Source organism: Kushneria halocnemicola, from assembly GCF_965650455.1.
GTDB lineage: Bacteria > Pseudomonadota > Gammaproteobacteria > Pseudomonadales > Halomonadaceae > Kushneria.
Genome location: NZ_OZ287968.1, coordinates 2,663,804 through 2,684,861, shown reverse-complemented (window position 1 = coordinate 2,684,861; position 21,058 = coordinate 2,663,804). Strand labels below are relative to the sequence as shown.

The following is a 21,058-nucleotide window of genomic DNA, read 5'->3' as shown; positions in this document are numbered from 1 at the left end:
GATCTAACTCGATTGATATCCGTGGTTGATGGAGGCCATAAGCGTTGCGGCCTGACCGGGGGCAAACTTTTCCAGAGAACGTTCAAGACGTGCAAGATTGTCGGCCTGCCAGCGCCCGGGGGCACGCATCCGGCAGCGATCCAGATCGATCAGCCAGGGCGTGTCCCGGTCATCGATCAAAAGGTTACGGGCATTGAGATCGACATGGTCAAGACCTTCGTCATGAAAGCGGCGGATCATGCGGCCACACTCGGTCAAAAGGGCCTCATGCCGGGTGGCGGCGTCGGGATCCTGAACCAGCGAGGCCAGCGGCCGTGCTCCGTCGATGCGTCGGGTCATGAGCGCGGCCTGATAGACCATGCCGGCCCGCCAGACGCAGGCGCCGATCGGCTCGGGCACCGCCAGTCCGCGATCAAACAGCGTGGCCAGCAGACGGCATTCGCGAAAGGCGCGGTTGCGCTCCACGCCTGTCCAGACATAATGCTCGGCGCTCAGGCGCGCAACAAGACCGCCGCGGCGATAGTGACGCAGCACCCACGTCTGATCACCGGCGTGTACGAACAGGCTTTCACCGCGCCCGGGGGCCTGGCCGACGATGGCCTCGCGCGAGCGCCACCACTCGGCGGTGAAGTGTTCGGGCGCAAGCGTTGGCTGGCCGGTTTGTGGGGCCGTTTGAGCATCATATAGAATGTGCGCATTCGCTTTTCGGGACGTAATCATCCGCATGAAGCATCCTTTGCCCGCGCAACCCGCGCATATCTGTGTATTGCGGTTATCCGCACTCGGCGATGTCTGTAATCTCGTGCCGACCGTTCGGGCGTTGCAGCGCCAGTGGCCCGAGGCCCGGATCACCTGGATCATCGGTCGGGCGGAGCACAGTTTACTGGCCGGCCTCTCCGGGGTCGAGTTCATGGTCTATGACAAGGCCACCGGGCTTGCCGGCATGCGCAGACTCTGGCGCGAGCTGCGCGATACCCGCTTTGACGTGCTGCTGCACATGCAGCAATCCATTCGCGCCAGCCTTCTCTCGCTGGGTTTGAAGGCCGGCGTGCGCATGGGCTATGACCGCGCCCGCGCCAAGGACTGGCAGACCTGGTTTACCAACCGCCAGCTTACGCCCCATTCGAAGGCGCACGTGCTCGAGTCGTTCATGGACTTTGCCCGCGAGCTGAACGTGAGCGACGATCGCCTCGAGTGGGATATCCCGCTGCCGGAAGCGGCCCGTGAGGAGGCCCGGGGGTTTCTTGGCGGCCGTCAGGCGCTGGTGATCAGCCCGTGCGCCAGCCCCAGGCTGCGCAATTTTCGCAACTGGTCGGCCGAAGGCTACGCCGCCGTGATCGATCACGCCTGGCGCCGACATGGCCTGACCACCTTTTTGACCGGGGGCACCAGCGCGCAGGAACTCGAAATGTGCGAGCGCATCGCCGCCGGCGTCAGCGAGGCCGAGCCGGTCAATCTGCTGGGGCGCACCTCGCTCAAGGGGCTTTTGGCCGTGATCGATCAGGCGCGCCTGGTGATCGCGCCCGATTCCGGGCCGGTGCACATGGCCAATGCCATGAACACGCCGGTACTGGGGCTTTTTGCCACCACCAATCCCGAGCGCGCCGCCCCCTGGTGCTGGCGCGAACACGTCGTCAACCGCTATCCCGATGCCGTGGCCACCTATCTGCACAAGTCACCGGACGAGATCGTCTGGGGCACCCGCGTACGCCATGAGGATGCGATGTCACTGATTACCTTTGATGATGTCATCAACCGGCTCGACGCTTTGCTGGCACTGACCGACGACCATGACAAGGCAGCCGGGAGTGCGCGCCATGATGTTTGATCCCGCGATACTCGCCGGCGCCCGGGTCACGGTGGTGGGCGATGTCATGCTCGATCGCTACTGGCACGGGCCCACCTCGCGCATCTCGCCCGAGGCGCCGGTGCCGGTGGTGCGTGTCGATGACAGCGAGGACCGCCCGGGCGGGGCGGCCAACGTGGCGCTCAACATTGCCGCACTGGCGGCGCAGGTGACGCTGTCCGGGCTGATCGGCTGCGATGACAACGCCGCCATTCTGGACGATCTGCTGGCCCGGGCCGGCATCGCTTCACGCTTTCAGCGCAGCGCCGAGATCCCCACCATCACCAAGCTGCGCGTAATGAGCCGCAATCAGCAGCTGATCCGGCTGGATTTCGAATCCTCGCTGGAAGGTGTGAACACCGATGCCATGATGGATCAGGTCAGCCAGGCACTCGATGATACCGACCTGATGATCCTGTCGGACTACGGCAAGGGCACGCTGGCTCAGGTCCAGAAGCTGATCGAGGCCGGCCGCCGGGCCGGCAAGCGGGTATTGATCGATCCCAAGGGCAGCGATTTCTACCGCTACCGGGGCGCCAGCATCATCACCCCCAATCTCAGCGAGTTCGAGACCGTGGTGGGGCGCTGCCACAGCGAGGAGGCGCTGACCTCGCGCGGGGAAGCGCTGCGCGCCGAGCTCGAGCTTGAAGCGCTTTTGATTACCCGCAGCGAGCGCGGCATGACGCTGATTCGCGAACATCAGCCGCCGCTGCATCTGCCCACCCGGGCTCAGGAAGTCTTTGACGTGACCGGCGCCGGCGATACGGTCATCGGCGTGCTGGGGCTGGCGCTGGCGGCCGGGCAAAGCCTGCCGGATGCCATGGCGCTGGCCAATCTGGCCGCCGGTCTGGTGGTGGCCAAGCCCGGCACCGCCACGGTGTCGGTGGCCGAGATCGAGGCGGCACTGAGTGCCGATCACGGCGTGGCCACCGGTCACGGTGTCATCGATGTCGACACGCTGACGGCCGCCGTGCGAGCCGCTCAGGCGAACGGTGAGCGCATCGTCATGACCAACGGCTGCTTCGATCTGCTCCATGCCGGGCACGTCAGCTATCTGGAGCAGGCCCGCGCTCAGGGCGATCGATTGATTGTGGCGGTCAATAATGATGCCTCGGTTACCCGGCTCAAGGGCGAGGGGCGACCGGTCACACCGCTTGAGCATCGCATGGCGGTGCTGGCGGGGCTGCGCGCCGTGGACTGGGTGGTGGCCTTTGGCGAGGACACGCCGGCGGCGCTGATCGAAAATGTGCTGCCGGATGTGCTGGTCAAGGGCGGCGACTATCGTATCGAGGAGATCGCCGGCGGCGAGGCCGTGATGGCCAACGGCGGCGAGGTGCGGGTGCTGGGCTTTGAGGAAGGGCTGTCCACCACCGGCACCATCCGCGCGATCGTCTCGCGCACCGCGCGTGGCAGCGAACAGGAGTAGACCATCCCGTGGGACGACGCCTCTACTGCGCGCTTTTATACGCGCTTGCCCCCCTGATCTGGCGTCGCCTGCGCCGCGAGCGCCTTGACGACCATCCCCGCGGCGAGCGTCTGGGACGCATTCCGGACTATCACGACGAGCGTGTGCTGTGGGTGCATGCGGCTTCCGTGGGCGAGGTAATCACCGCCCGGCCGCTGATTCGCTCGCTGATCGATGACTACCCGGACCACCGGGTGATCGTGACCACCATGACCGCCACCGGCGCGCGCCAGGTGCAGACGCTGTTCGGGGATCTGGTTACTCATCATTTCGTGGCGCTGGATTTTCCCGGCGCCACCCGACGCTTCGTGGCCCGTCTTGACCCTGAAATTGCCATCATCGTTGAAACCGAAATCTGGCCCAATCTGATTCATGCCTGCGCGATGGCCGGCATTCCGGTCACCATCGTCAACGCGCGCATTACCGAGCGCGGCTTTGCCCGCTATCAGCGGTTTCCGAAGCTGATGGGCGAGGCGATTCGTCGGCTGGCCTGGGTGGGCGCCAAATCCGCCGAGGACGCCAAGCGCTTTCGAACGCTTGGCGTATCGGCCCGGCGTCTCAATGTGACCGGCGCGCTCAAGTATGACCAGCACATCGATGAGGCCGTGTTCGACGCCGCCGATGCGCTGCGCGAGGTGATCGGCGATCGTCCGGTCTGGGTGGCGGGCTCGACCCACGAGGGCGAGGAGACGCAGCTTCTGACCGCCCATGCGCGCGTGCTGGCCCGTTTTCCCGACGCCCTGCTGATTCTGGTGCCGCGCCATCCCCAGCGCTTTGATGAGGTGGCCGAGCTCTGCGCCCGTGAGGGCATGACGACACTACGTCGCAGCAGTGACGCCGCCATCGAGCCGGCAACGCAGGTCTATCTGGGCGATACCATGGGTGAGCTGGCGATGCTCTACGCCGCCGGCGATATCGCCTTTGTGGGCGGGTCACTGGTGGATATCGGCGGCCACAATCTGCTGGAGCCGGCGGCCCTTGGCCTGCCGGTAATCAGCGGGCCGTCGCTGTCGAGTCTGGGGGATGTGGTCACAACGCTTGATGAGGCTCATGCCCGGGTCGAGGTGGAAAGCGCCGGCATGCTGGGCGAGACGCTGGTCTCACTGATGCTTGATGACACGCGCCGTGCCACGCTGGGGCGCAACGCCTTTGCAGTGGTGGAAGCCAACCGCGGCGCGCTGGGGCATACCCGGGACTATCTGGGACGATTGATTCGGGCCCGCGAGCTGCACGAGCCCTGGCCGCTGGCGGATAATCCTGCGCCGGGCCGCGAACGCTAGTGCCGTGCGGCCCGGCGCCAGCCATGCTGGCCGGCGTAGTGGTTGAGATGTTCGGCCAGGCGCGCGCGGGTATCGCTCATGGGGTGGCCGGGGGCGAGAATGGTGGTGCGACACATCAGGGTGTACTGATGACGCTCGACGTTGAACCAGACGCTCATCAGCGGTCGGATCGTTTCGCTTCGGGCCATTTCGAAATACAGGGAGTGGTCCGCACCCCTGACACGCACGCCTTCGATGCCCAGGGCGTCATGGGCATCCAGCAGCGCACGTCGCAGCTGATGCAGGGTTGCCGGCGCGTGCGATCGCGCTGAAATGCCACTGCCGTGTCGCATGCTCAATCCTCCCTGATTGTCCATTACCCACACGAAATGAGCCGTTTGAGGCCTTTTGACGTTCGACCATGTCACGCAGCATCAATGAGGTGTCCGCGTTTCAGGGGTAGCGGCCGTCCTGACCGCCCTGCACTCGGACAACATTGCCCGGGCAGTCGGATAATAGTGAGAAACGAGGGTAATGTTCTGCAGCTAAAGTGTGATCATGCGTTATTTGATGGCAACGAACCGTGAGTCATCGGTAACTCACGGCGGGGCAGGGTGGCAATGTAACGGCGTCGACGTGTCGGTTCAGGACGAAGGCGTCAGGCGCTGAACGCCATCACCGGTACCCAGCAGCAAAAGATCGGCGCCGCGATGCGCGAACAGACCGTTGGTGACCACGCCTGCGATCTGGTTGATGCGCGTTTCCATGTCCCGGGCGTTGTCGATGAGCTGGTCATAGAGGTCGATGATCTGGTTGCCGTTGTCGGTCACCACACCCTGACGGTAGACGGGGCTGAACCCCAGCGCGACCAGCTGACGAGCCACATACGAACGCGCCATGGGAATGACCTCGACGGGCAGGGGAAAGCCGCCCAGCTGGCGGACGTGCTTGGAGCCGTCGGCGATGCAGATGAACTGCCGGGCGCAGGCCGCCACGATCTTTTCCCGGGTCAGGGCCGCGCCGCCGCCCTTGATCATGGCAAAGTCGCCATCGATTTCGTCGGCACCATCGACACAGACACTCAACGTGCCGGCCTGGTTGAGATCCATCACCTCGATGCCGATGGCCCTGAGCCGTCGCTCGGTCTCGGTGGAGCTTGCCACGGCCCCGGCAAACTCGTCGCGCAGCGGCGCCAGCGCCTCGATAAAGAGGTTGACGGTCGAGCCCGACCCCACCCCCAGTACGGTATCGCGGGCAAGTCCGGGGCGTATTTCCTCGACTGCTGCCTGCGCCACCGCCCTTTTGAGCTCTGACTGGTCCTGGGATGTCATGGTGTCTCCGAATCTGATGATGTTCTACAGCGGCCCATCAAGCGTATCATGGATATCACGATGGACACTGTCGATCGTTGCATGTAGCGCCCCGCCCCTTGACGGCCTGTTTCACGTGAAACATCCGGCGTGCGCCGCATGTAACCCGGTGTCCTGCAGCGCCGTTTTCAAGTTACAGCCCAGGATATGACAATGCTGGAAGCCTACGCCAAGAGAATCCTTCAGGCCCGCGTCTATGAAGCGGCTGTTGAAACACCCCTTTCCGATATGCCGCAGATGTCCGCACGCCTTGATAATCATGTGCTTCTCAAGCGCGAGGATCTGCAGCCGGTCTACTCCTTCAAGATTCGCGGCGCCTACAACTGCATGGCGCAGCTGGATGAGGCCCAGCGTGCCAAGGGCGTGATTACCGCCTCGGCGGGCAACCACGCCCAGGGCGTGTCGATGGCCGCCAAACGCATGGGCATTCATGCAACGATTGTCATGCCGCGCATTACGCCCGAGATCAAGGTGTCGGCCGCGCGTGCCCGGGGGGCGAAGGTGGTGCTCAAGGGCGACTCCTTCAACGACGCGCTCACCCACGCCCAGGCCCTGATGGAAGAGCACGGTTTGACATGGATCCCGCCCTTTGACCATCCGGACGTGATTGCCGGTCAGGGGACGGTGGCCATGGAGATCCTGAGGCAGCACCAGGGGCCGATCGATGCGGTGTTCGTGCCTGTCGGCGGTGGCGGTCTGCTGGCGGGCATGGCGGCCTATATCAAGTATCTGCGCCCGGACATTCGCGTGATCGGCGTGGAGCCGGAGGATGCGGCCTGTCTCAAGGCCGCACTGGAGGCCGGAGAGCGGGTGACGCTTGATCAGGTCGGGCTGTTTGCCGAGGGTGTGGCCGTGGCTCAGATCGGGGAGGCGCCGTTTGAAATCCTGCGTCATCACGTTGATGAAGTGATCACCGTCAACACCGATGAGATGTGCGCGGCGGTCAAGGACATCTTCGAGGATACCCGCGCGGTGTCGGAGACCTCCGGGGCGCTGTCGCTGGCCGGGCTCAAAAAGTATGCCCAGCGGGACGGCGTGCGCGACAAAACGCTCATTGCGATCAACTCGGGCGCCAATCTCAATTTTGACCGGCTACAGCATATTGCCGAACGCACCGAGTTCGGCGAGCAGCGCGAGGCCATTTTTGCCGTGACCATTCCCGAGCGCCCCGGCAGTTTCAAGGCGTTTTGCAAGGCGCTGGGCCGTCGCATGGTGACCGAGTTCAACTACCGCTATGCCGATGCCCATCAGGCCCATATCTTTGTAGGCGTGCAGGTGCAGCCCGGCGGCAAGGACCGGCTGGATGTGGCCCGAAAGCTCGAAGAGGCCGGCTACAGCGTCGAGGACCTTACCGACAACGAGCTGGCCAAGCTCCATATCCGCCATCTCGGCGGCGGTCGACCGCAGGAGCCCTTCAGCGAACGGCTCTACCGTTTCGAGTTTCCGGAACGTCCGGGCGCGCTGATGAACTTCCTCAATCATCTGCCCGGCGGCTGGAACATTTCCCTGTTCCACTATCGCAACCACGGCGCCGCCTATGGCCGGGTACTGATCGGCATGCAGGTGCCGGAGGCTGATTGCGCCACGCTTGAGCAGCGCCTCGATGAGATCGGCTATCGCTACTGGCATGAAACCGACAATCCGGCCTATCGGCTCTTTGTCTCGTAACCTGCCAGACAACACGTTGCGGCCCGTCGAAATGCAACGATGTGTAATGTTGCGGGTCGCGATATTGTGCCGATTCGGCGGTGCCACTATGATGGCGCCGCTGCGGCCTTCTCGTGTCGCTTTCCCGTACGTTTTTCTGTTGTGACGGAGCAGTAATGAGACGTAAACCCGATCTGGTCTTTACCCTGGTACTCATTTTAGGATTTGGCGTTGTCGCCACGGGCTATGCCCAGAGCGTCATGGGGTATTGATCCTGTCGTGATCGGTGTCGCCGCTGCAGCACCCGCTGCAAGGTGTCGGACAGGATTCCGGGGCCTCGGGGAGATATAAAAAAACGCATCCACGGGGATGCGTTTTTTTGTGTCGGTATCGAGGCGATGCGTATCAGGGCTCGACATCGGCTGTTCGGGGTTTGAGCACCTTCCGGTCGCTGACGATCATGTCCAGATTCACATCCCAGGGCTGATGCGGCAGGCGCTCGACCTGCTGACACTGGTGCGCCACCCCGATCAGCGTCGGGCGCGGGCCATGAGGGTGCGAGGCGAAGGCGAGGGTGCGGTCATAAAAGCCGCCCCCCATGCCCAGCCGATGGCCCTGTTCATCAAAGCCCACCAGCGGCATCAGCACGACATCGAGCGCCCAGGGCGCCAGGCGGCGAATGCGCTCGCCACTCTGGCGCAGATCGGGCTCGGTAATTTTAAAGCGGTTGAGCACCATCCGGGTGTCCGGGCGCCAGTGGACAAACCACAAACGGTTTTCCACCAGCGGTCGCAATACCGGCAGATAGACCCGCGTGCCCCGTTGATGCAGCCAGTCCACCAGCGGCGTCGGATCGATCTCGCCGTTTTCCGGCAGGTAAAGCGCCACGTGACGTGCCCGGCGCAGAGCGGGAAGCTGCATCAGCCGACGCGCCAGCGACATTGATGCCAGACGCTGGGCGCGATCATCAAGGCCGCGTCGGCGCTGGCGCAGCGTGCGTCGCAGCTGACGACGGTCATCACTGGCCGACAGCGCAGTCATGTCCAAGGGAGTGCGATGAAAAAGCAGAGGATGCGAAAAGCGTCGCCGGGGGCGAGGAGTGCGCCGCGAGAGGGCGCGAGGTCTGCGAAGACGCGGTTGATCCGCGGGAAGTGCGCAGCGCACTGACATGAGGGTTCTCCAGAGTGCCGCTGTTGTTCTGGCCCTGAACCTACTGGTTCAAGGTGGGTGGCCGCAAGTGGGCCATCAGGCTTTCCGTCGCGCGGACATGCACACAGGCCCACTTATAGTGGCCCCCTGGGTACTGCGCATAGGCTCGAGGGACTATAACAACTGGCGAACACCCCAGAGAACGGATCAATTCTAACAGATATGCCGGGGGGCTGCGCTACCCTGTCATCCGGGCGGGTCACGCCACGCGATCATGGCGTGCGATTGTTCTCCAGCGCCCTTTGCAACCGCTCGTCGAGCCCGGCGAGCCTTTCTTCGAGTTCCTGCCGACGCCGGGTCTCGTCACGCAGCTCATGGGTGATGTTGAGCCCTGCCATCATGGCTACCTTGTCGATGCTGATGGTGCGTCCGCGGGTCTGAATGCCGGCCATGGCCTGGTCGAAATAGCGTGCGGCCTCATGCAGCGCCTGCTCTTCGCCGGGTGCACAGCTGACAACAAAATTCTGACCCATCAGGGTGATTTCGGCGGTCTGACGAGGACCTTGCGGCATGACATCACTTCCGATATGGGCCAATCGCTGGCCGGTACGCTAAGATGGTGGGCAGCCATTCATGGTCGGTTGCACGAGACTTCAACTCATGGGCCGACCATGTCGCTGCGCTTGCAGCACCACTATAGAGAGACGACCGGGGGCGGTCAACGCGCCGCCCCCGGGCGCGAGTTCATGATTCCCGCCACGGGAACGATCAACCAGGGAATGCAGTATGCCGTCCGGTGATAACGCCCTCGATTTCGCCACCATCAGCGATATTTTTCTTGCCCATGGCAGCCTGCAGTCGCCGGCCTTTTTTGACGGTTACCTGTGTGCCCGTCTGGCGCTTGAGGATATCAGCGCCGAGGACTGGCTGAACCTGATTTGTGCTGCGCTTGGGGTGGAAGAGCCCGCCACGCGTGAAGACGGGGAAAAGCTGCTGACATGGCGAACGCTTGCCAAGGAGCGCCTGGACGCCCAGGAGATGAGCTTCGAGCCGCTGCTGCCCGATGAGCTCTTTTCGCTGTCCGAACGGGCGCAGTCACTGGCGCTCTGGTGCCAGGGCTTTCACGAGGTCGTCGGTGAGGTAGACGCCGATCAGCGAAGCACGTGGTCGGCGCCGCTTCAGGAAGGCGTAAGTGATATCGAGCAGCTCACCCGCATCGATGACGACATCGAAGAGAGCAGTGAAAACGAAAACGACCTGTTTGCCCTGACCGAGCACGCCCGGATGACGGCACTGATGCTGTTTGTCGAGCAGCACCCGGGGCAGCCGGACGTCGAAAAGCCGGCGCAGTCGCTTGAAGAGGGGATCAGCGAGCAGGGCCTGGGGGATGAGGGCCACGGCGAGACCCGCCATTGACACGGCAAGCAGCAGCGCCGGCCACGTGCCGGGCCGCCACGCCTTGAATACGCCGGTAACGGGAGACAGGACAGTGACACAGGCACAGCAGGGCATGCCGGCACCCATCACAAGTGATGTCCATCGACGTCGCCGCGAGCGGCTGATGGCCGAGGTGGCGCCGGACAGCGCCATTCTCGTTCCGGCCGCCACGCTTTCGATGCGCAACAGCGACAGCGACTATCCGTTTCGCCAGGACAGCGACTTCCACTACCTCTGTGGCTTTCCCGAGCCGGAGGCCTGGCTGGTGCTGTTGCCCGGCCGGGAGGCCGGTGAGAGCGTTTTGTTCTGTCAGCCCCGTGACCCGGCCATCGAGACCTGGACGGGCAAACGGGTCGGCCCGCGCCGCGCCGTTGCCGACTACGGGGTGGACGAGGCCTGGCCGCTGGAGGCACGTGACGAGCAGCTGCTGGATCTGCTGGAAGGGCGCCGCACGATTTATCTCACGCTGGACAATGAGCGGGCACTGTCGCTGGCTGTTCGGATGCGCGAGGGGCTCAAGGCCCGGGAGCGGCGAGGCCCAAAGGCACCGTCGGCCTACGCCGACATCGACGTCATCCTGCACGAGCATCGCCTGATCAAGTCCGAAGAGGAGCTGGCCCTGATGCGCCGGGCCGGCGAGATCACCGCCCGGGCCCACGTGCGCGCCATGCAGGACGCCCGTCCCGGCATGTTCGAGTATCAGCTTCAGGCAACGCTTGAGCACGCCTTTGTCATGGCAGGTGCCCGGGCGCCTGCCTATGGCACCATCGTGGGCAGCGGGGCCAACGCCTGTATCCTGCACTATACGGAAAACGACGCATCGATGAGCGCCGGTGAGCTGGTGCTCATCGATGCCGGTGCCGAATACGCGCTCTACGCCGGCGACATCACTCGCACCTTCCCGGTCAGCGGCCGCTTCAGCGAACCACAGCGCCAGCTTTATGAAATCGTGCTGGGCGCCCAGCAGCGCGCCATCCGTGCCGTACGACCGGGGGCCACGCTCAAGGGCATTCATGAGGGCGCGGTGCGCGATCTGACGGCAGGGCTTGTGGCGCTGGGGCTGGTGGAAGGGCCGGTCGAGACGGCCGTCGAGCAGGGCCACTACAAGCGCTTTTATCTGCACGGCACCTCCCACTGGCTGGGTCTTGATGTTCACGATGTCGGCGCCTATCAGGTCGACGGCGCTTCGCGAGTGCTGGCGCCCGGCATGGTGCTGACCGTCGAACCCGGGCTCTACATTCCCGATGACCCCGACATCGCCGAGCAGTGGCGCGGTATCGGCATTCGCATCGAAGACAACGTGGTCGTCACGGCGCATGGCGGTGACGTGCTGACCGAGGGCGTGCCCAAACGGGTTCGGGAGATCGAGGCACTGATGGCGCAGGAACGCACATGAGCGAGACCCGGGTAGACATTGCCATTATCGGGGGTGGACTGGTGGGCGCCAGCTTGGCCGTGGCGCTGGCGCCGCTGATCGAGCGCCATCGGCTCAGGGTGGCCGTCATCGAGGCCAGCAGTCCGGGCAGTGGCGGCGTTCAGCCCAGTTTTGACGAGCGCTCCAGCGCCATTGCCTACGGCTCCCGCGAGCACTTCGAGGCGCTGGGAATCTGGTCAGCGCTTGCCACGCGTGCCGCCCCCATTCATGACATCGAGGTCAGCCAGCGTGGCGCGATGGGGCGCACGCATCTCTCATCCCGGGATGTGGGCACGCCGTCGCTGGGCTATGTGCTGCCCAACGCCTTTCTGGGTCAGGTGCTCAACGAGCGTCTGGCCGACATGGCGATTGACTGGCACTGTCCGGCGCGGGTCGAGGCCATTACGCCGGCGGTCGACGGCCACCGACTGACGCTGGACAACGGCTGCGCGCTCCACGCCGGGCTGACCGTGCTGGCCGATGGCGGGCGTTCGGGCCTCAAGGCCTCGCTGGGGATCGACACCGACCGGCATGACTACGAGCAGCATGCCCTGATTGCCAATGTTGAGACCGCCTTTGATCATCAGGGCCGGGCGTTCGAACGCTTTACCCGGGAAGGCGCCATGGCGCTGCTGCCGCTGGCACAGCGACGCATGGCGCTGATCTGGACACGCGCCCCGCAGGACATCGAGGCCACCCTGGCCCTCGATGACGACGCCTTTTTGCAGACGCTGCAATCGCACATGGGCAACCGGCTGGGGCGTTTCCAGCGCGTGGGAACGCGTCACGTCTACCCCCTGTCGATGTCGCGTGCCCGCGAACAGAGCCGGCCGCATCTGGCGGTGCTGGGCAATGCGGCACATGCCATTCATCCGGTGGCCGGTCAGGGCTTTAATCTGGCGCTGCGCGGCGTCATGGATCTCGGGGCGGCCATCGAGGCGGCGCTGGAGGCCGGGCGTGCGCCGGGCGAGGCGTTGACCATGGCCGATTTCGAGCAGCGCCGTCAGCGCGACCGGGACCTGATCATGCAGGCCAGCGATACGCTGGTACGCCTTTTCGGACTCGAGCTGCCCGGCATCAGCGGGGCGCGGGGCGCCGCCCTGGGACTTTTCAACCTTGCCACGCCGCTCAAGCGCGCCCTGATTCGTCGCGCCATGGGACTGGCACGTCATTAAACGGGCCACGAGGCATCAATGGCTCGCCAACGGAGTACTTCATGACGTTCGACACCGCGCAGTTTGACATGGCCATCGTCGGCGCCGGGCTGGTCGGTGCCACCCTGGCGGTGGCACTGGGCCGACAGGGCCACCGCGTGGCCCTGCTGGACGGTGGCGATCTTCAGCCGGGCTGGCAGGCAGCGGAGATCGATGCGCGCGTCAGTGCCATCACGCCGGCCTCACAGCAGTTTCTGACCACTCTGGGCGTCTGGCCGGGCATCGTGCAAAGACGCATCGGCCCCTATGACCGGATGGCGGTATGGGACGGCGAGGGCACCGGGCAGATCGACTTCAGCGCCCGGGAGGTCGGCGGCGAGGTGCTGGGCCATATCATCGAAAACAGTGTCATCCGCGATGCGCTGCTGGAGGCACTCGACGGGTGGGGGAACGTGACGCTCATGCGCCACGCCCGGGTCACGGCACTGTCCGACGTTGAACATCAAAGGCGCTGTCTCACGCTGGAAGACGGCCGCACCGTCACCGCCGATCTGGTGGTCGGGGCCGATGGCGCCCGTTCACGGATCCGCACGCTGGCAGGTCTGGGTTACCGTGAATATGCCACCGGCCAGCGCGCCGTGGTGGCCACGGTATGGCATGAGCATGATCACGAGGCCACGGCGCGCCAGCGCTTCATGGGCACCGGGCCACTGGCCTTTTTGCCCCTGAATATCGATGGCCACCAGAAGACTTCCTCCATTGTCTGGTCGGCTGATACCGAATTTGCCGATGAACTGATGGACATGACGGATGACGCCTTCATGCGGGCGCTCGAGCTGGATTTCGAACATCGACTGGGGCGCATCGAGCGTGTGAGCCGGCGTCACGATTTTGCGCTGGTGCAGCGTCACGCCAAGCGCTACATCGATGACAGCGTGGCGCTGGTCGGCGATGCGGCCCACAACATTCATCCGCTGGCCGGACAGGGCGTCAATCTGGGGCTGATGGATGTCGCGGTACTGGCCGAGGAGCTGGGTCGGGCCGCCCGGCGCGGGGCACCGGTGGGGGATGTGCGCATCCTGTCGCGCTACGCGCGCCGGCGGCGCGGTGACAATACGGTCATGCTGATGGCAATGGATGCCTTTCGGATCGGCTTTGGCAGTGCCTGGCCGCTGGTACGCGTGCTGCGCAATCAGGGGCTGACCACCACCGGGCGCTGGCCCTGGGCGCGGCGTCTTTTGATCGAACAGGCGATGGGGCAGCGCCATGACCTGCCCGAGAGCATGCGCGCGCCGACAGTGTGAGGGCGTGGTAACGGTGCAAGGATGGGGTAACAGCTGCCAACGGATCGGCATGTTTCATGTGAAACAAAAAAGGCCCGCCAATTGGCGGGCCTTTTGTTTACCGGTCAGCACTATTACATGCCGGACTCGGTATTGCTGGGCATGGTGTCGTTGTTGCTGTCGATACCGCCGCCCGGAGATGTGCCCGTGCTGCCGCCGTTGCCGGTACCTGTCGGGGTTTCGCTGGCCCCCGGCTGTGTCGACATCTCGCCGCCGCCGGACTGCGAGGCGCCAGCGCTTTGTGACATGTTGCCCTGGCTGGTCTGGCCACCCTGGGACATACCGCTTTGCGAGGCGCCGCTGTTTTCAGGCGCACCGCCAGAGGAAGAGCAGCCGGCTGCCAGCAGAACGGCAGCGGCCAGCGCGCCCATCGTCAATCCTTTCTTCATGTAGTGATTCTCCTTGTCAAGGCGGATGGCGTTATTGCGTTGCCCCATCAGCGTAGACGTTTTTTACCGATCCGTGGAATCCGGCGTGTTGTCGGTTTGTGAATCGCTGTCGCTCGCGCCTTGTGTGTCGGCGGAGGGCGCCTGTTCATGGCGACGTACGCCGGAGCGCTGGAATACGTTGATGCCGCGCAGCAAATTGAGCGCCTCGCCCAGCTGATAGTCGTCGGCGGCCACGGGGGAGTCGGGCAGTGCCTCCTCATCCTGCTGCTGCTCGCCGCGGGCATTTTGCAGATGGCCGCGCAGATTGGCCTCGCGAATTTCAAACCCGCCCGTTTCAAGCTCCAGCCGGCCACGCTGCACCGTCACGTCCGGTTCGATGCCTTCGGCCTGGATGGAGCGCCCGCCCGGGGTGTAATACAGCGCGGTGGTGAGCTTGATGCCGGTGTTGTCATCCATCGGCATGACCGACTGTACCGAGCCCTTGCCGAAGCTTTCGGTGCCCAGCACCACGGCGCGATGATGATCCTGCAGGGCGCCGGCGACGATTTCGGCCGCCGAGGCGCTGCCACCGTTGATCAGAACCACCATGGGCGTTTGTGGCAGGGCCGTGTCAGCGCTGGCTTCAAACTGCATGTCCGAGTCCGGCAGGCGCCCTTTGGTATACACCACCAGACCGCTGTCGATGAATAGATCCGACACCCTGACGGCGCCATCCAAAAGTCCGCCGGGATTGTTGCGCAGATCCAGAATCACGCCGGAAAGCCCGTTGTCACCGGCCTCCTCCTTGAGGGATGCAATCGCCTCACCCGCCTCTTCGGCGGTGTTGTCCTGGAACTGGCTGATGCGCAGATAGCCATAGCCGGGCGAGAGCATGCGTGAGCTGACGCTGGCGGCCTGAATATTGGCCCGCTCGAGAGTGACGTTGACCGGGGCGTCCTCACCCTCACGCAGCAGGGTCAGGTCGATCTCGCTGCCGGGTTCACCGCGCATCATTTTGACCGCCTCTTCCAGCGACAGGCCATCGGTGCTCTGGCCGTCGATCTCGATGATCAGATCCCGCGGCTGCAGGCCCGCTTTCGAGGCCGGCGTGTTGTCGATCGGCGAGATCACCATCAGCCGGTTGTCTTCCTGACCGACCTCGATGCCGATGCCGCCGAACTCGCCTTCGGTCATCTCATGCAGCGTGCGAAAGGCGTCCTCGTCGAGATAGTTCGAGTGCGGGTCGAGCCCTTCCAGCATGCCGCGCATGGCGTTGCGCAAAAGGGTCTGGTCATCGACATCGTCCACGTAGGCCTGCTTGATGCGCTCGAATACCTGCGCCAGCGCCTGAATGTCCTCCAGCGGCAGACTGGCCTGCGAGAGTGCCTCGGCGTCGGCGTCATTGGCCGCGCCGCCTTCGGTATCGACAGGCTGGGCCGGCACGTTTTGAGGCGGGCTCTCCGCCGGTGGCGTATCGGTGGCGGGTTCGGCGGCGGTGGCCGGCAGCGTCAGCAGCAGGGCTGATGACAGGGCAAGCGTTGAGGCGACATGGCGCAGCAACATGCAAACTCCTTCAGCGGGGATGGGCCGGACGCCGGGCGCCCGATACCGTCAATGAGTGGTGCGTGTACCGGCTAGCGCGAGGCCTGCCAGTTCTGCGGATTGATGGTCTTGCCACCGCGACGTACCTCGAAATAGAGCGCCGGGCGCGACAGGCCGCCGGTGTCGCCGACATAGCCCAGCGTGGCGCCGCGCTCCACCCGATCACCGGCGGCCACGGCAAGGCGCTGCTGATGAGCATACAACGACAGTATGCCACCGTGATCGATGATCACCAGATAGCCAAAGCCACGCATCCAGTCGGCAAACACGACCTGACCGCTGGACGCGGCATGGATCGGGGAGCCGGCGGCGGCACTGATCAACACGCCGTTCTTGTTGAGGCCGTCACCGCTGCCGTAGCTTGAGATCACCGAGCCGTTGACCGGCCAGCGCGAGTTGGCAGCGCCGCTGTCGGCCGTGTGGGTCACACTCGCTCGCGCTTCGGCCTGTCGTTCGGGGGCCGGGTCGGCGCGGCGCGTCGGCACGCTGCGGGCGTTGTCCGGCCGCGCGCTCATCTCGTCGCTGCTCAGGTCGTCCTGCGCGGGTGTCGTCTCCTGCGATTCGGCGTCTCTGCGTGCCTGCTCGCGTCGCTCGGCTTCCCGAGCCTGGCGTTCGCGTTCGGCTCGTTCGCGCGCCTGGCGCTGTTCACGGGCGCGGGCCAGCTGCTGCTCGAGACGGCTGACCATTTTTTCGGCCTCGGCACGGTCGGACTGAAGCCCTTCCAGGTTGCTTTGACCGCTTTGATAGCGCGCTTCCAGCCGCGCCAGCGCCGTTTCACGCTCGCGGCGCTGCTCATCGAGGGTGCGCTGGCGGCTTTCAAGCTCGCTTTGAAGCTGATCCAGCGTTTGCTGCTGCTCAAGCGTCTGGGCGCGGTTGTCCTGAAGTTGTTCGTTGAGCGATTCAAGACGCGCCAGTTGCTCGGCGCGCGCCTCGTTGAGTCGGTTGAGATAGTGCTGAAAGCGGTCGATCTCGCCGGGGTCCTGATTGTCGAGCAGCAGCTTCAGGCGCGGCTGCTCACCCAGCTTGTACAGCGCCCTGACCTGCTCGGCCAGCGCCTTTTGCTGCGCGTCGCGCTTGAGGGTCAGTGCCTGCTGACGCTGGTCCAGACTGTCCAGCGCCTCGGTGGTTTCATCGCGAGCCTGTCCCAGCGTTTCCAGCCGGCGATGGGTCTCGGCCAGCGCCTTTTCGGCCTGCTCGAGCTCCTCGCGGGCGCTGCCGCGCTGGGCATCGGTCTTTTCCAGCTGACGCTGGCTCTGTTCAATGGTCTGGCGAATGCTGTCCAGCTCGGCTTTTGAGGCATCCAGGCTGGCGGCGCCTGCCGGCACCGCCAGTCCCAGGGTCAATGCCAGCAGCCAAAACCGGCCCGCAGGCCGGTGACGTGTGAATGACACCGAAAGGCTCCGATTACTGATGATCGATCAGCACGCGACCGGTCATCTCGTCGGGCCGGGTCTGGCCCATCATGGCCAGAAGCGTTGGTGCGATGTCGCAAAGGCGGCCGCCCTCGGCAAGCGTGGCCTTGCGCTGGCTGACGTAGACCAGCGGCACCTGAAAGGTGGTGTGCGCGGTCTGGGGGTTGCCGGTGTCGGGGTCCACCATCTGCTCGGCGTTGCCGTGATCGGCGGTCACCAGACATTCGCCGCCGGCGCGCTCGATCGCCTCGACCACGCGGCCCAGGCACTCATCGACAGCCTCGATCGCCTTTGTGGCCGCGGCCAGATCGCCACTGTGGCCGACCATGTCACCGTTGGCGTAGTTGCACACCACCAGGTCAAAGCGTCCGGAGTCGATCGCCTCGACCAGTTTGTCGGTGACTTCAACCGCGCTCATCTCGGGCTTTTCGTCGTAGGTTTTCACATCCCGCGGCGAGTCGACGAGGATGCGCTCTTCGCCGTCATACTCCGCCTCGCGACCGCCGGAGAAGAAAAACGTCACGTGGGCGTATTTCTCGGTCTCGGCGATGCGCAGCTGAGTCAGCCCCTTTGAAGAGACGTATTCGCCCAGGGTGTTGGGCAGGTCGTTGGGCGGGAAGGCCACCGGCACGCCCAGATCATCGGAGTACTGGGTCATGGCCACAAAGTGGACCTTCGGGGTGCGATCGCGCTTGAAGCCGTCGAAACCCGGGTCAACCAGCGCGTGGGCAATCTCGCGAGCGCGGTCGGCGCGGAAGTTGGCAAACAGCACCGCGTCGCCGTCCTGGATGGTAACCCGATCATCGTCACCCTCGCGCAGGCTGGTGGCGGTGACGAACTCGTCGGTTTCATCGCGATCATAGGCGGCCTGAAGGGCGTGCTCGACGTCGTTGTCGACATGCTCGCTCTCGCCGTTGACCACCACCTGCCAGGCGGCTTCGACGCGGTCCCAGCGGTTGTCACGGTCCATGGCGAAAAAGCGCCCGACCATCGAGGCGACGCGGCCCACGCCCATCTGGCGCAGCAGGGCATCGGCGCGCAGCAGGCTGTCCAGCGCGCTTTGCGGGGCGGTGTCACGGCCGTCGAGGAAGGCGTGGATATAGACCTTTTTCGCGCCGCGCGCCTGGGCCAGTTCCGCCAGTGCCAGCACGTGATCCTCATGGCTGTGAACGCCGCCCGGTGAGAGCAGCCCCAGCACGTGAACGGCACGATCATCGCTGACGGCCTGGTCGATGGCCTCGGTCAGGGCCGTGTTGTCGCCCAGCTCGTTGTCACGAATCGCCTTCGAGATGCGCGTCAGGCTCTGATAGACGACGCGCCCGGCGCCCAGGTTCATGTGGCCGACCTCGGAGTTGCCCATCTGGCCTTCGGGCAGCCCGACGTTTTCACCGTCGGTGTTGATCAGGGTGTGGGCGTAGTCTTTTTGCAGCCGGTCCATGACCGGGGTGTTGGCGGCGGCCACGGCGTTGTTGGCCGATTCCGGATTGTGGCCGTAGCCATCAAGAATCAGCAGGGCGACGGGACGTGGTTGCGATGTGGACATGATTTCGCCTCGGGAACACGTACATGTAAGCCCCGATACCGGGCCGGCGCTGCCGACGTGTCATCACGCGGCAAGGGGCGCTATCAGGGCGTCGAAATGGTCATCATCATAACCCAGCCGATGCATGCCAGCATTGATCATCGGGGACGGACGACGGCCGGGTGCTTGTGTATACTGGGCGCGCGCCGGATTCCAGCTGCCGAGCGGCTTCCCCGAACTCGCAGGGTAGACCAGGCATGACCGCGCGCCGAGCCATTTTAAACAACCAGGGTCAAGATATTTCCATGATCGATCAGCTGCTGGAGTTTGCCCAGAATCACCCCTTGCTGGTAGGTGCCTTTGTTGTGGTATTGCTGGCCTGGCTGGCCTTTGAATCCAGGCGCAGTGCGACCGGCGGTGTCAGCAGCGGTGAGGCGACCAGCCTGATCAACCGCGAGGATGCCATGGTCCTTGATATCCGCGAGATCAAGGAGTTCAAGGCAGGCCATATCGCCGGTGCGGTCAACGTGCCTGCCGCCAAGCTTGACAACAGCATGCAGCGCCTTGAAAAGCACAAGGACAAGCCGATCATCGTGGTGGACAAGATGGGTCAGCACGGTGGCGCCGTCGTCACGAAACTGCAAAAGGCCGGCTACAGCGGCGCTCGTCGACTCAAGGGCGGTCATTCACAGTGGGTGGCCGATGGTCTGCCCGTTGTGACACGCTGATGTAACCTCTTCAAGCGATGGTTGCTCCTTGTCTGGAGCAACAGTTATTACTTACTCACCGATCGGGAAACGAGCATGTCAGAGAACAACGCCACCAGTGAGCAGGCCAATATCCAGTTCGCGCTGCAGCGCATCTACGTCAAGGACATCTCCTTTGAGGCGCCCAACTCGCCGGCGATCTTCCAGCAGCAGTTCAAGCCGCGGGTCAAGCTCGACGTCGACAACGATCACAAGCAGATCAGTGACGGCGTCTATGAGGTCAGCGTGCGCGTGACCGCTCACGTCTACAACGGTGACGAAGAGTCCACGGCCTTTCTCGCCGAAGTCCAGCAGGCGGGACTGTTTGCCATCTCGGGGCTCAGCGATGCCCAGCTCGATCACACGCTCGGTGCCTTTTGCCCCAACGTGCTCTTTCCCTACGCGCGTGAGTGCATCGACAACCTGGTCGGCCGCGGCACCTTCCCGGCGCTGATGCTCTCGCCGGTCAACTTCGATGCCATCTATGCCCAGAAGCAGCAGGGCACCCAGCAGGCCGACGCCTGATGTCCGGCGGCGGCGAGTAATCCCATGCGCATTTATGTCCCTCAAGCGCTCAGACCCGGTGCCACGATAAGACTGCCCGACGCCGCCGCCCATCACGTGGCGCGCGTCATGCGCCGCCGTGAAGGTGACGCGCTGGCGCTTTTTGACGGCAAGGGCAGCGAAGTGAAGGCTCACATCGCCGCGATTTCCAAGCGTGGTGATGTGCAGGTCACCGTTGGGGAGCGTCAGCCGGCGCTGCCCGAATCCGGGCTTGCCGTGCATCTGGGACTGGCGGTGGGCAAGGGCGATCGCATGGATTTCGCCGTCCAGAAGGCGGTCGAGCTGGGTGTGGCTGCGATCACCCCGCTCTACACCCACCATGGCGATGTCCGGCTCAAAAACGAGCGCGCGCAGAAAAAACGCGATCACTGGCAGGCCGTGGCCGTCAGCGCCTGCGAGCAGAGCCGACGCGCTACCGTGCCGGTGATTTATCCGCCCATCGGCCTTGATGAGTGGCTGGACGCGCGCGATGAAACACTCCGGCTGGTGCTTCATCCCTATGAGGCCGGTGCGCTGCCGGAGACCGAGGAGGCGCCTGCCAGCGCCGCACTGCTGGTCGGCCCCGAGGGCGGACTCAGTGATGACGAAGTCGCCCGCGCCCATGCGCACGGCTTTCACGCCTGGATCATCGGCCCGCGCATCCTGCGCATGGAGACAGCGCCGATCGTGGCGCTGTCGCTTTTGCAGGCCCGCTACGGGGATCTCTGATCCCCTGTTGTCCCGGCACCTTCGAACACTTCCTGCCCGTACATCGCTGTCG

20 protein-coding genes and 1 other RNA gene are annotated in these 21,058 nt (G+C 64.4%); 11 read left to right on the top strand and 10 right to left on the bottom strand.

Translation table 11 applies throughout. The features are described 5' to 3' along the window. Nucleotides 1–3: 3 nt before the first annotated feature. Nucleotides 4–726, bottom strand: a complete 723-nt coding sequence (locus tag ACS92L_RS12205; protein WP_438765201.1) for a 3-deoxy-D-manno-octulosonic acid kinase — start codon at nt 724–726, stop codon at nt 4–6. Here ACS92L_RS12205 and ACS92L_RS12200 point away from each other — a divergent pair. Genes ACS92L_RS12200 through waaA form a run of 3 tightly spaced genes read left to right on the top strand, consistent with a single transcriptional unit; the run spans nt 725 to nt 4,591 of the window. Next, nucleotides 725–1,828 (top strand): glycosyltransferase family 9 protein, encoded by a 1,104-nt coding sequence (locus ACS92L_RS12200; protein ID WP_438765200.1) that lies wholly within the window; start codon nt 725–727, stop codon nt 1,826–1,828. The genes ACS92L_RS12205 and ACS92L_RS12200 overlap by 2 nt on opposite strands. Next, nucleotides 1,818–3,272, top strand: coding sequence for a bifunctional D-glycero-beta-D-manno-heptose-7-phosphate kinase/D-glycero-beta-D-manno-heptose 1-phosphate adenylyltransferase HldE (gene hldE / locus ACS92L_RS12195; protein WP_438765199.1), 1,455 nt, complete (start codon nt 1,818–1,820; stop codon nt 3,270–3,272). Before ACS92L_RS12200 ends, hldE begins: the two co-directional genes overlap by 11 nt. An 8-nt stretch (nt 3,273–3,280) precedes the next feature. Beyond that, a complete protein-coding gene (gene waaA / locus ACS92L_RS12190) occupies nt 3,281–4,591 on the top strand; it encodes a lipid IV(A) 3-deoxy-D-manno-octulosonic acid transferase (RefSeq protein ID WP_438765198.1) in 1,311 nt (436 codons plus the stop codon). On the opposite strand, the gene ACS92L_RS12185 is transcribed toward waaA, so the two are convergent. Both ACS92L_RS12185 and rpiA read right to left on the bottom strand, forming a co-directional pair. Further along, nucleotides 4,588–4,923 carry a hypothetical protein gene (locus ACS92L_RS12185; protein ID WP_438765197.1) on the bottom strand — a complete coding sequence of 112 codons (336 nt, stop codon included), beginning with the start codon at nt 4,921–4,923 and terminating at the stop codon, nt 4,588–4,590. The two genes, waaA and ACS92L_RS12185, sit on opposite strands and share 4 nt — an antisense overlap. Before the next feature lie 291 nt (nt 4,924–5,214). Continuing rightward, nucleotides 5,215–5,901: a ribose-5-phosphate isomerase RpiA gene (rpiA, locus tag ACS92L_RS12180; RefSeq protein WP_438765196.1), complete on the bottom strand. Its 687-nt coding sequence runs from the start codon at nt 5,899–5,901 to the stop codon at nt 5,215–5,217. A gap of 192 nt (nt 5,902–6,093) precedes the next feature. On the opposite strand from rpiA, the gene ilvA reads away from it, so the two are divergent. Continuing rightward, on the top strand, nt 6,094–7,608 hold the full coding sequence (gene ilvA / locus ACS92L_RS12175) for a threonine ammonia-lyase, biosynthetic (protein WP_438765195.1): 1,515 nt from the start codon (nt 6,094–6,096) through the stop codon (nt 7,606–7,608). A 384-nt stretch (nt 7,609–7,992) separates the two neighbouring features. On the opposite strand, the gene ACS92L_RS12170 is transcribed toward ilvA, so the two are convergent. The 3 genes from ACS92L_RS12170 to ACS92L_RS12160 form a co-directional block, all read right to left on the bottom strand. Further along, the gene (locus ACS92L_RS12170) at nt 7,993–8,628 is read right to left on the bottom strand and encodes a 5-formyltetrahydrofolate cyclo-ligase (RefSeq protein WP_438765194.1); all 636 of its coding nucleotides are present in this window, start codon (nt 8,626–8,628) and stop codon (nt 7,993–7,995) included. A gap of 131 nt (nt 8,629–8,759) precedes the next feature. Beyond that, a non-coding RNA gene (gene ssrS / locus ACS92L_RS12165) (6S RNA) lies at nt 8,760–8,941 on the bottom strand. 67 nt (nt 8,942–9,008) lie between these two features. Continuing rightward, nucleotides 9,009–9,308, bottom strand: coding sequence for a cell division protein ZapA (locus ACS92L_RS12160; protein WP_438765193.1), 300 nt, complete (start codon nt 9,306–9,308; stop codon nt 9,009–9,011). Between the two features lie 214 nt (nt 9,309–9,522). Here ACS92L_RS12160 and ACS92L_RS12155 point away from each other — a divergent pair, with 214 nt between their 5' ends. The 4 genes from ACS92L_RS12155 to ACS92L_RS12140 all read left to right on the top strand — a co-directional run bounded on the left by ACS92L_RS12155 (nt 9,523) and on the right by ACS92L_RS12140 (nt 14,045). Next, nucleotides 9,523–10,152 (top strand): UPF0149 family protein, encoded by a 630-nt coding sequence (locus tag ACS92L_RS12155; RefSeq protein WP_438765192.1) that lies wholly within the window; start codon nt 9,523–9,525, stop codon nt 10,150–10,152. A gap of 94 nt (nt 10,153–10,246) precedes the next feature. Further along, on the top strand, nt 10,247–11,569 hold the full coding sequence (gene pepP, locus ACS92L_RS12150) for a Xaa-Pro aminopeptidase (protein WP_438768471.1): 1,323 nt from the start codon (nt 10,247–10,249) through the stop codon (nt 11,567–11,569). Continuing rightward, nucleotides 11,566–12,762, top strand: a complete 1,197-nt coding sequence (gene ubiH, locus ACS92L_RS12145; protein ID WP_438765191.1) for a 2-octaprenyl-6-methoxyphenyl hydroxylase — start codon at nt 11,566–11,568, stop codon at nt 12,760–12,762. The genes pepP and ubiH overlap by 4 nt, the downstream gene beginning before the upstream one ends. A gap of 41 nt (nt 12,763–12,803) precedes the next feature. After that, nucleotides 12,804–14,045, top strand: a complete 1,242-nt coding sequence (locus ACS92L_RS12140) for a UbiH/UbiF/VisC/COQ6 family ubiquinone biosynthesis hydroxylase (RefSeq protein ID WP_438765190.1) — start codon at nt 12,804–12,806, stop codon at nt 14,043–14,045. Nucleotides 14,046–14,158: 113 nt separating this feature from the next. Here ACS92L_RS12140 and ACS92L_RS12135 read toward each other — a convergent pair whose 3' ends face one another. The 4 genes from ACS92L_RS12135 to gpmI all read right to left on the bottom strand — a co-directional run bounded on the left by ACS92L_RS12135 (nt 14,159) and on the right by gpmI (nt 19,009). Further along, nucleotides 14,159–14,473 (bottom strand): hypothetical protein, encoded by a 315-nt coding sequence (locus ACS92L_RS12135; RefSeq protein ID WP_438765189.1) that lies wholly within the window; start codon nt 14,471–14,473, stop codon nt 14,159–14,161. Nucleotides 14,474–14,536: 63 nt separating this feature from the next. Beyond that, nucleotides 14,537–16,015, bottom strand: a complete 1,479-nt coding sequence (locus ACS92L_RS12130; protein ID WP_438765188.1) for a S41 family peptidase — start codon at nt 16,013–16,015, stop codon at nt 14,537–14,539. A 71-nt stretch (nt 16,016–16,086) separates the two neighbouring features. Then, complete coding sequence (locus tag ACS92L_RS12125; RefSeq protein WP_438765187.1) at nt 16,087–17,445, bottom strand: peptidoglycan DD-metalloendopeptidase family protein; 1,359 nt, start codon at nt 17,443–17,445, stop codon at nt 16,087–16,089. 13 nt (nt 17,446–17,458) lie between these two features. Continuing rightward, entirely contained in the window at nt 17,459–19,009 is a 1,551-nt protein-coding gene (gene gpmI / locus ACS92L_RS12120; RefSeq protein WP_438765186.1) for a 2,3-bisphosphoglycerate-independent phosphoglycerate mutase, read from the bottom strand. Between the two features lie 284 nt (nt 19,010–19,293). Here gpmI and ACS92L_RS12115 point away from each other — a divergent pair, with 284 nt between their 5' ends. From ACS92L_RS12115 to ACS92L_RS12105, 3 genes are all read left to right on the top strand, one after another. Then, nucleotides 19,294–19,716 carry a rhodanese-like domain-containing protein gene (locus ACS92L_RS12115; RefSeq protein WP_438765185.1) on the top strand — a complete coding sequence of 141 codons (423 nt, stop codon included), beginning with the start codon at nt 19,294–19,296 and terminating at the stop codon, nt 19,714–19,716. Nucleotides 19,717–19,791: 75 nt separating this feature from the next. Then, nucleotides 19,792–20,259, top strand: coding sequence for a protein-export chaperone SecB (gene secB / locus ACS92L_RS12110; protein ID WP_438765184.1), 468 nt, complete (start codon nt 19,792–19,794; stop codon nt 20,257–20,259). Nucleotides 20,260–20,283: 24 nt separating this feature from the next. Next, on the top strand, nt 20,284–21,006 hold the full coding sequence (locus tag ACS92L_RS12105; protein WP_438765183.1) for a 16S rRNA (uracil(1498)-N(3))-methyltransferase: 723 nt from the start codon (nt 20,284–20,286) through the stop codon (nt 21,004–21,006). Nucleotides 21,007–21,058: the final 52 nt, after the last annotated feature.

Coding starts and splice junctions, on each gene's coding strand:
- ACS92L_RS12200 (WP_438765200.1), top strand. CDS start 725: ATGAAGCATCCTTTGCCCGCGCAACCCGCGCATATCTGTGTATTGCGG.
- ACS92L_RS12205 (WP_438765201.1), bottom strand. CDS start 726: ATGCGGATGATTACGTCCCGAAAAGCGAATGCGCACATTCTATATGAT.
- hldE (WP_438765199.1), top strand. CDS start 1,818: ATGATGTTTGATCCCGCGATACTCGCCGGCGCCCGGGTCACGGTGGTG.
- ACS92L_RS12185 (WP_438765197.1), bottom strand. CDS start 4,923: ATGCGACACGGCAGTGGCATTTCAGCGCGATCGCACGCGCCGGCAACC.
- rpiA (WP_438765196.1), bottom strand. CDS start 5,901: ATGACATCCCAGGACCAGTCAGAGCTCAAAAGGGCGGTGGCGCAGGCA.
- ilvA (WP_438765195.1), top strand. CDS start 6,094: ATGCTGGAAGCCTACGCCAAGAGAATCCTTCAGGCCCGCGTCTATGAA.
- ACS92L_RS12170 (WP_438765194.1), bottom strand. CDS start 8,628: ATGACTGCGCTGTCGGCCAGTGATGACCGTCGTCAGCTGCGACGCACG.
- ACS92L_RS12160 (WP_438765193.1), bottom strand. CDS start 9,308: ATGCCGCAAGGTCCTCGTCAGACCGCCGAAATCACCCTGATGGGTCAG.
- ACS92L_RS12155 (WP_438765192.1), top strand. CDS start 9,523: ATGCCGTCCGGTGATAACGCCCTCGATTTCGCCACCATCAGCGATATT.
- pepP (WP_438768471.1), top strand. CDS start 10,247: ATGCCGGCACCCATCACAAGTGATGTCCATCGACGTCGCCGCGAGCGG.
- ubiH (WP_438765191.1), top strand. CDS start 11,566: ATGAGCGAGACCCGGGTAGACATTGCCATTATCGGGGGTGGACTGGTG.
- ACS92L_RS12140 (WP_438765190.1), top strand. CDS start 12,804: ATGACGTTCGACACCGCGCAGTTTGACATGGCCATCGTCGGCGCCGGG.
- ACS92L_RS12135 (WP_438765189.1), bottom strand. CDS start 14,473: ATGAAGAAAGGATTGACGATGGGCGCGCTGGCCGCTGCCGTTCTGCTG.
- ACS92L_RS12130 (WP_438765188.1), bottom strand. CDS start 16,015: ATGTTGCTGCGCCATGTCGCCTCAACGCTTGCCCTGTCATCAGCCCTG.
- gpmI (WP_438765186.1), bottom strand. CDS start 19,009: ATGTCCACATCGCAACCACGTCCCGTCGCCCTGCTGATTCTTGATGGC.
- ACS92L_RS12115 (WP_438765185.1), top strand. CDS start 19,294: ATGATCGATCAGCTGCTGGAGTTTGCCCAGAATCACCCCTTGCTGGTA.
- secB (WP_438765184.1), top strand. CDS start 19,792: ATGTCAGAGAACAACGCCACCAGTGAGCAGGCCAATATCCAGTTCGCG.
- ACS92L_RS12105 (WP_438765183.1), top strand. CDS start 20,284: ATGCGCATTTATGTCCCTCAAGCGCTCAGACCCGGTGCCACGATAAGA.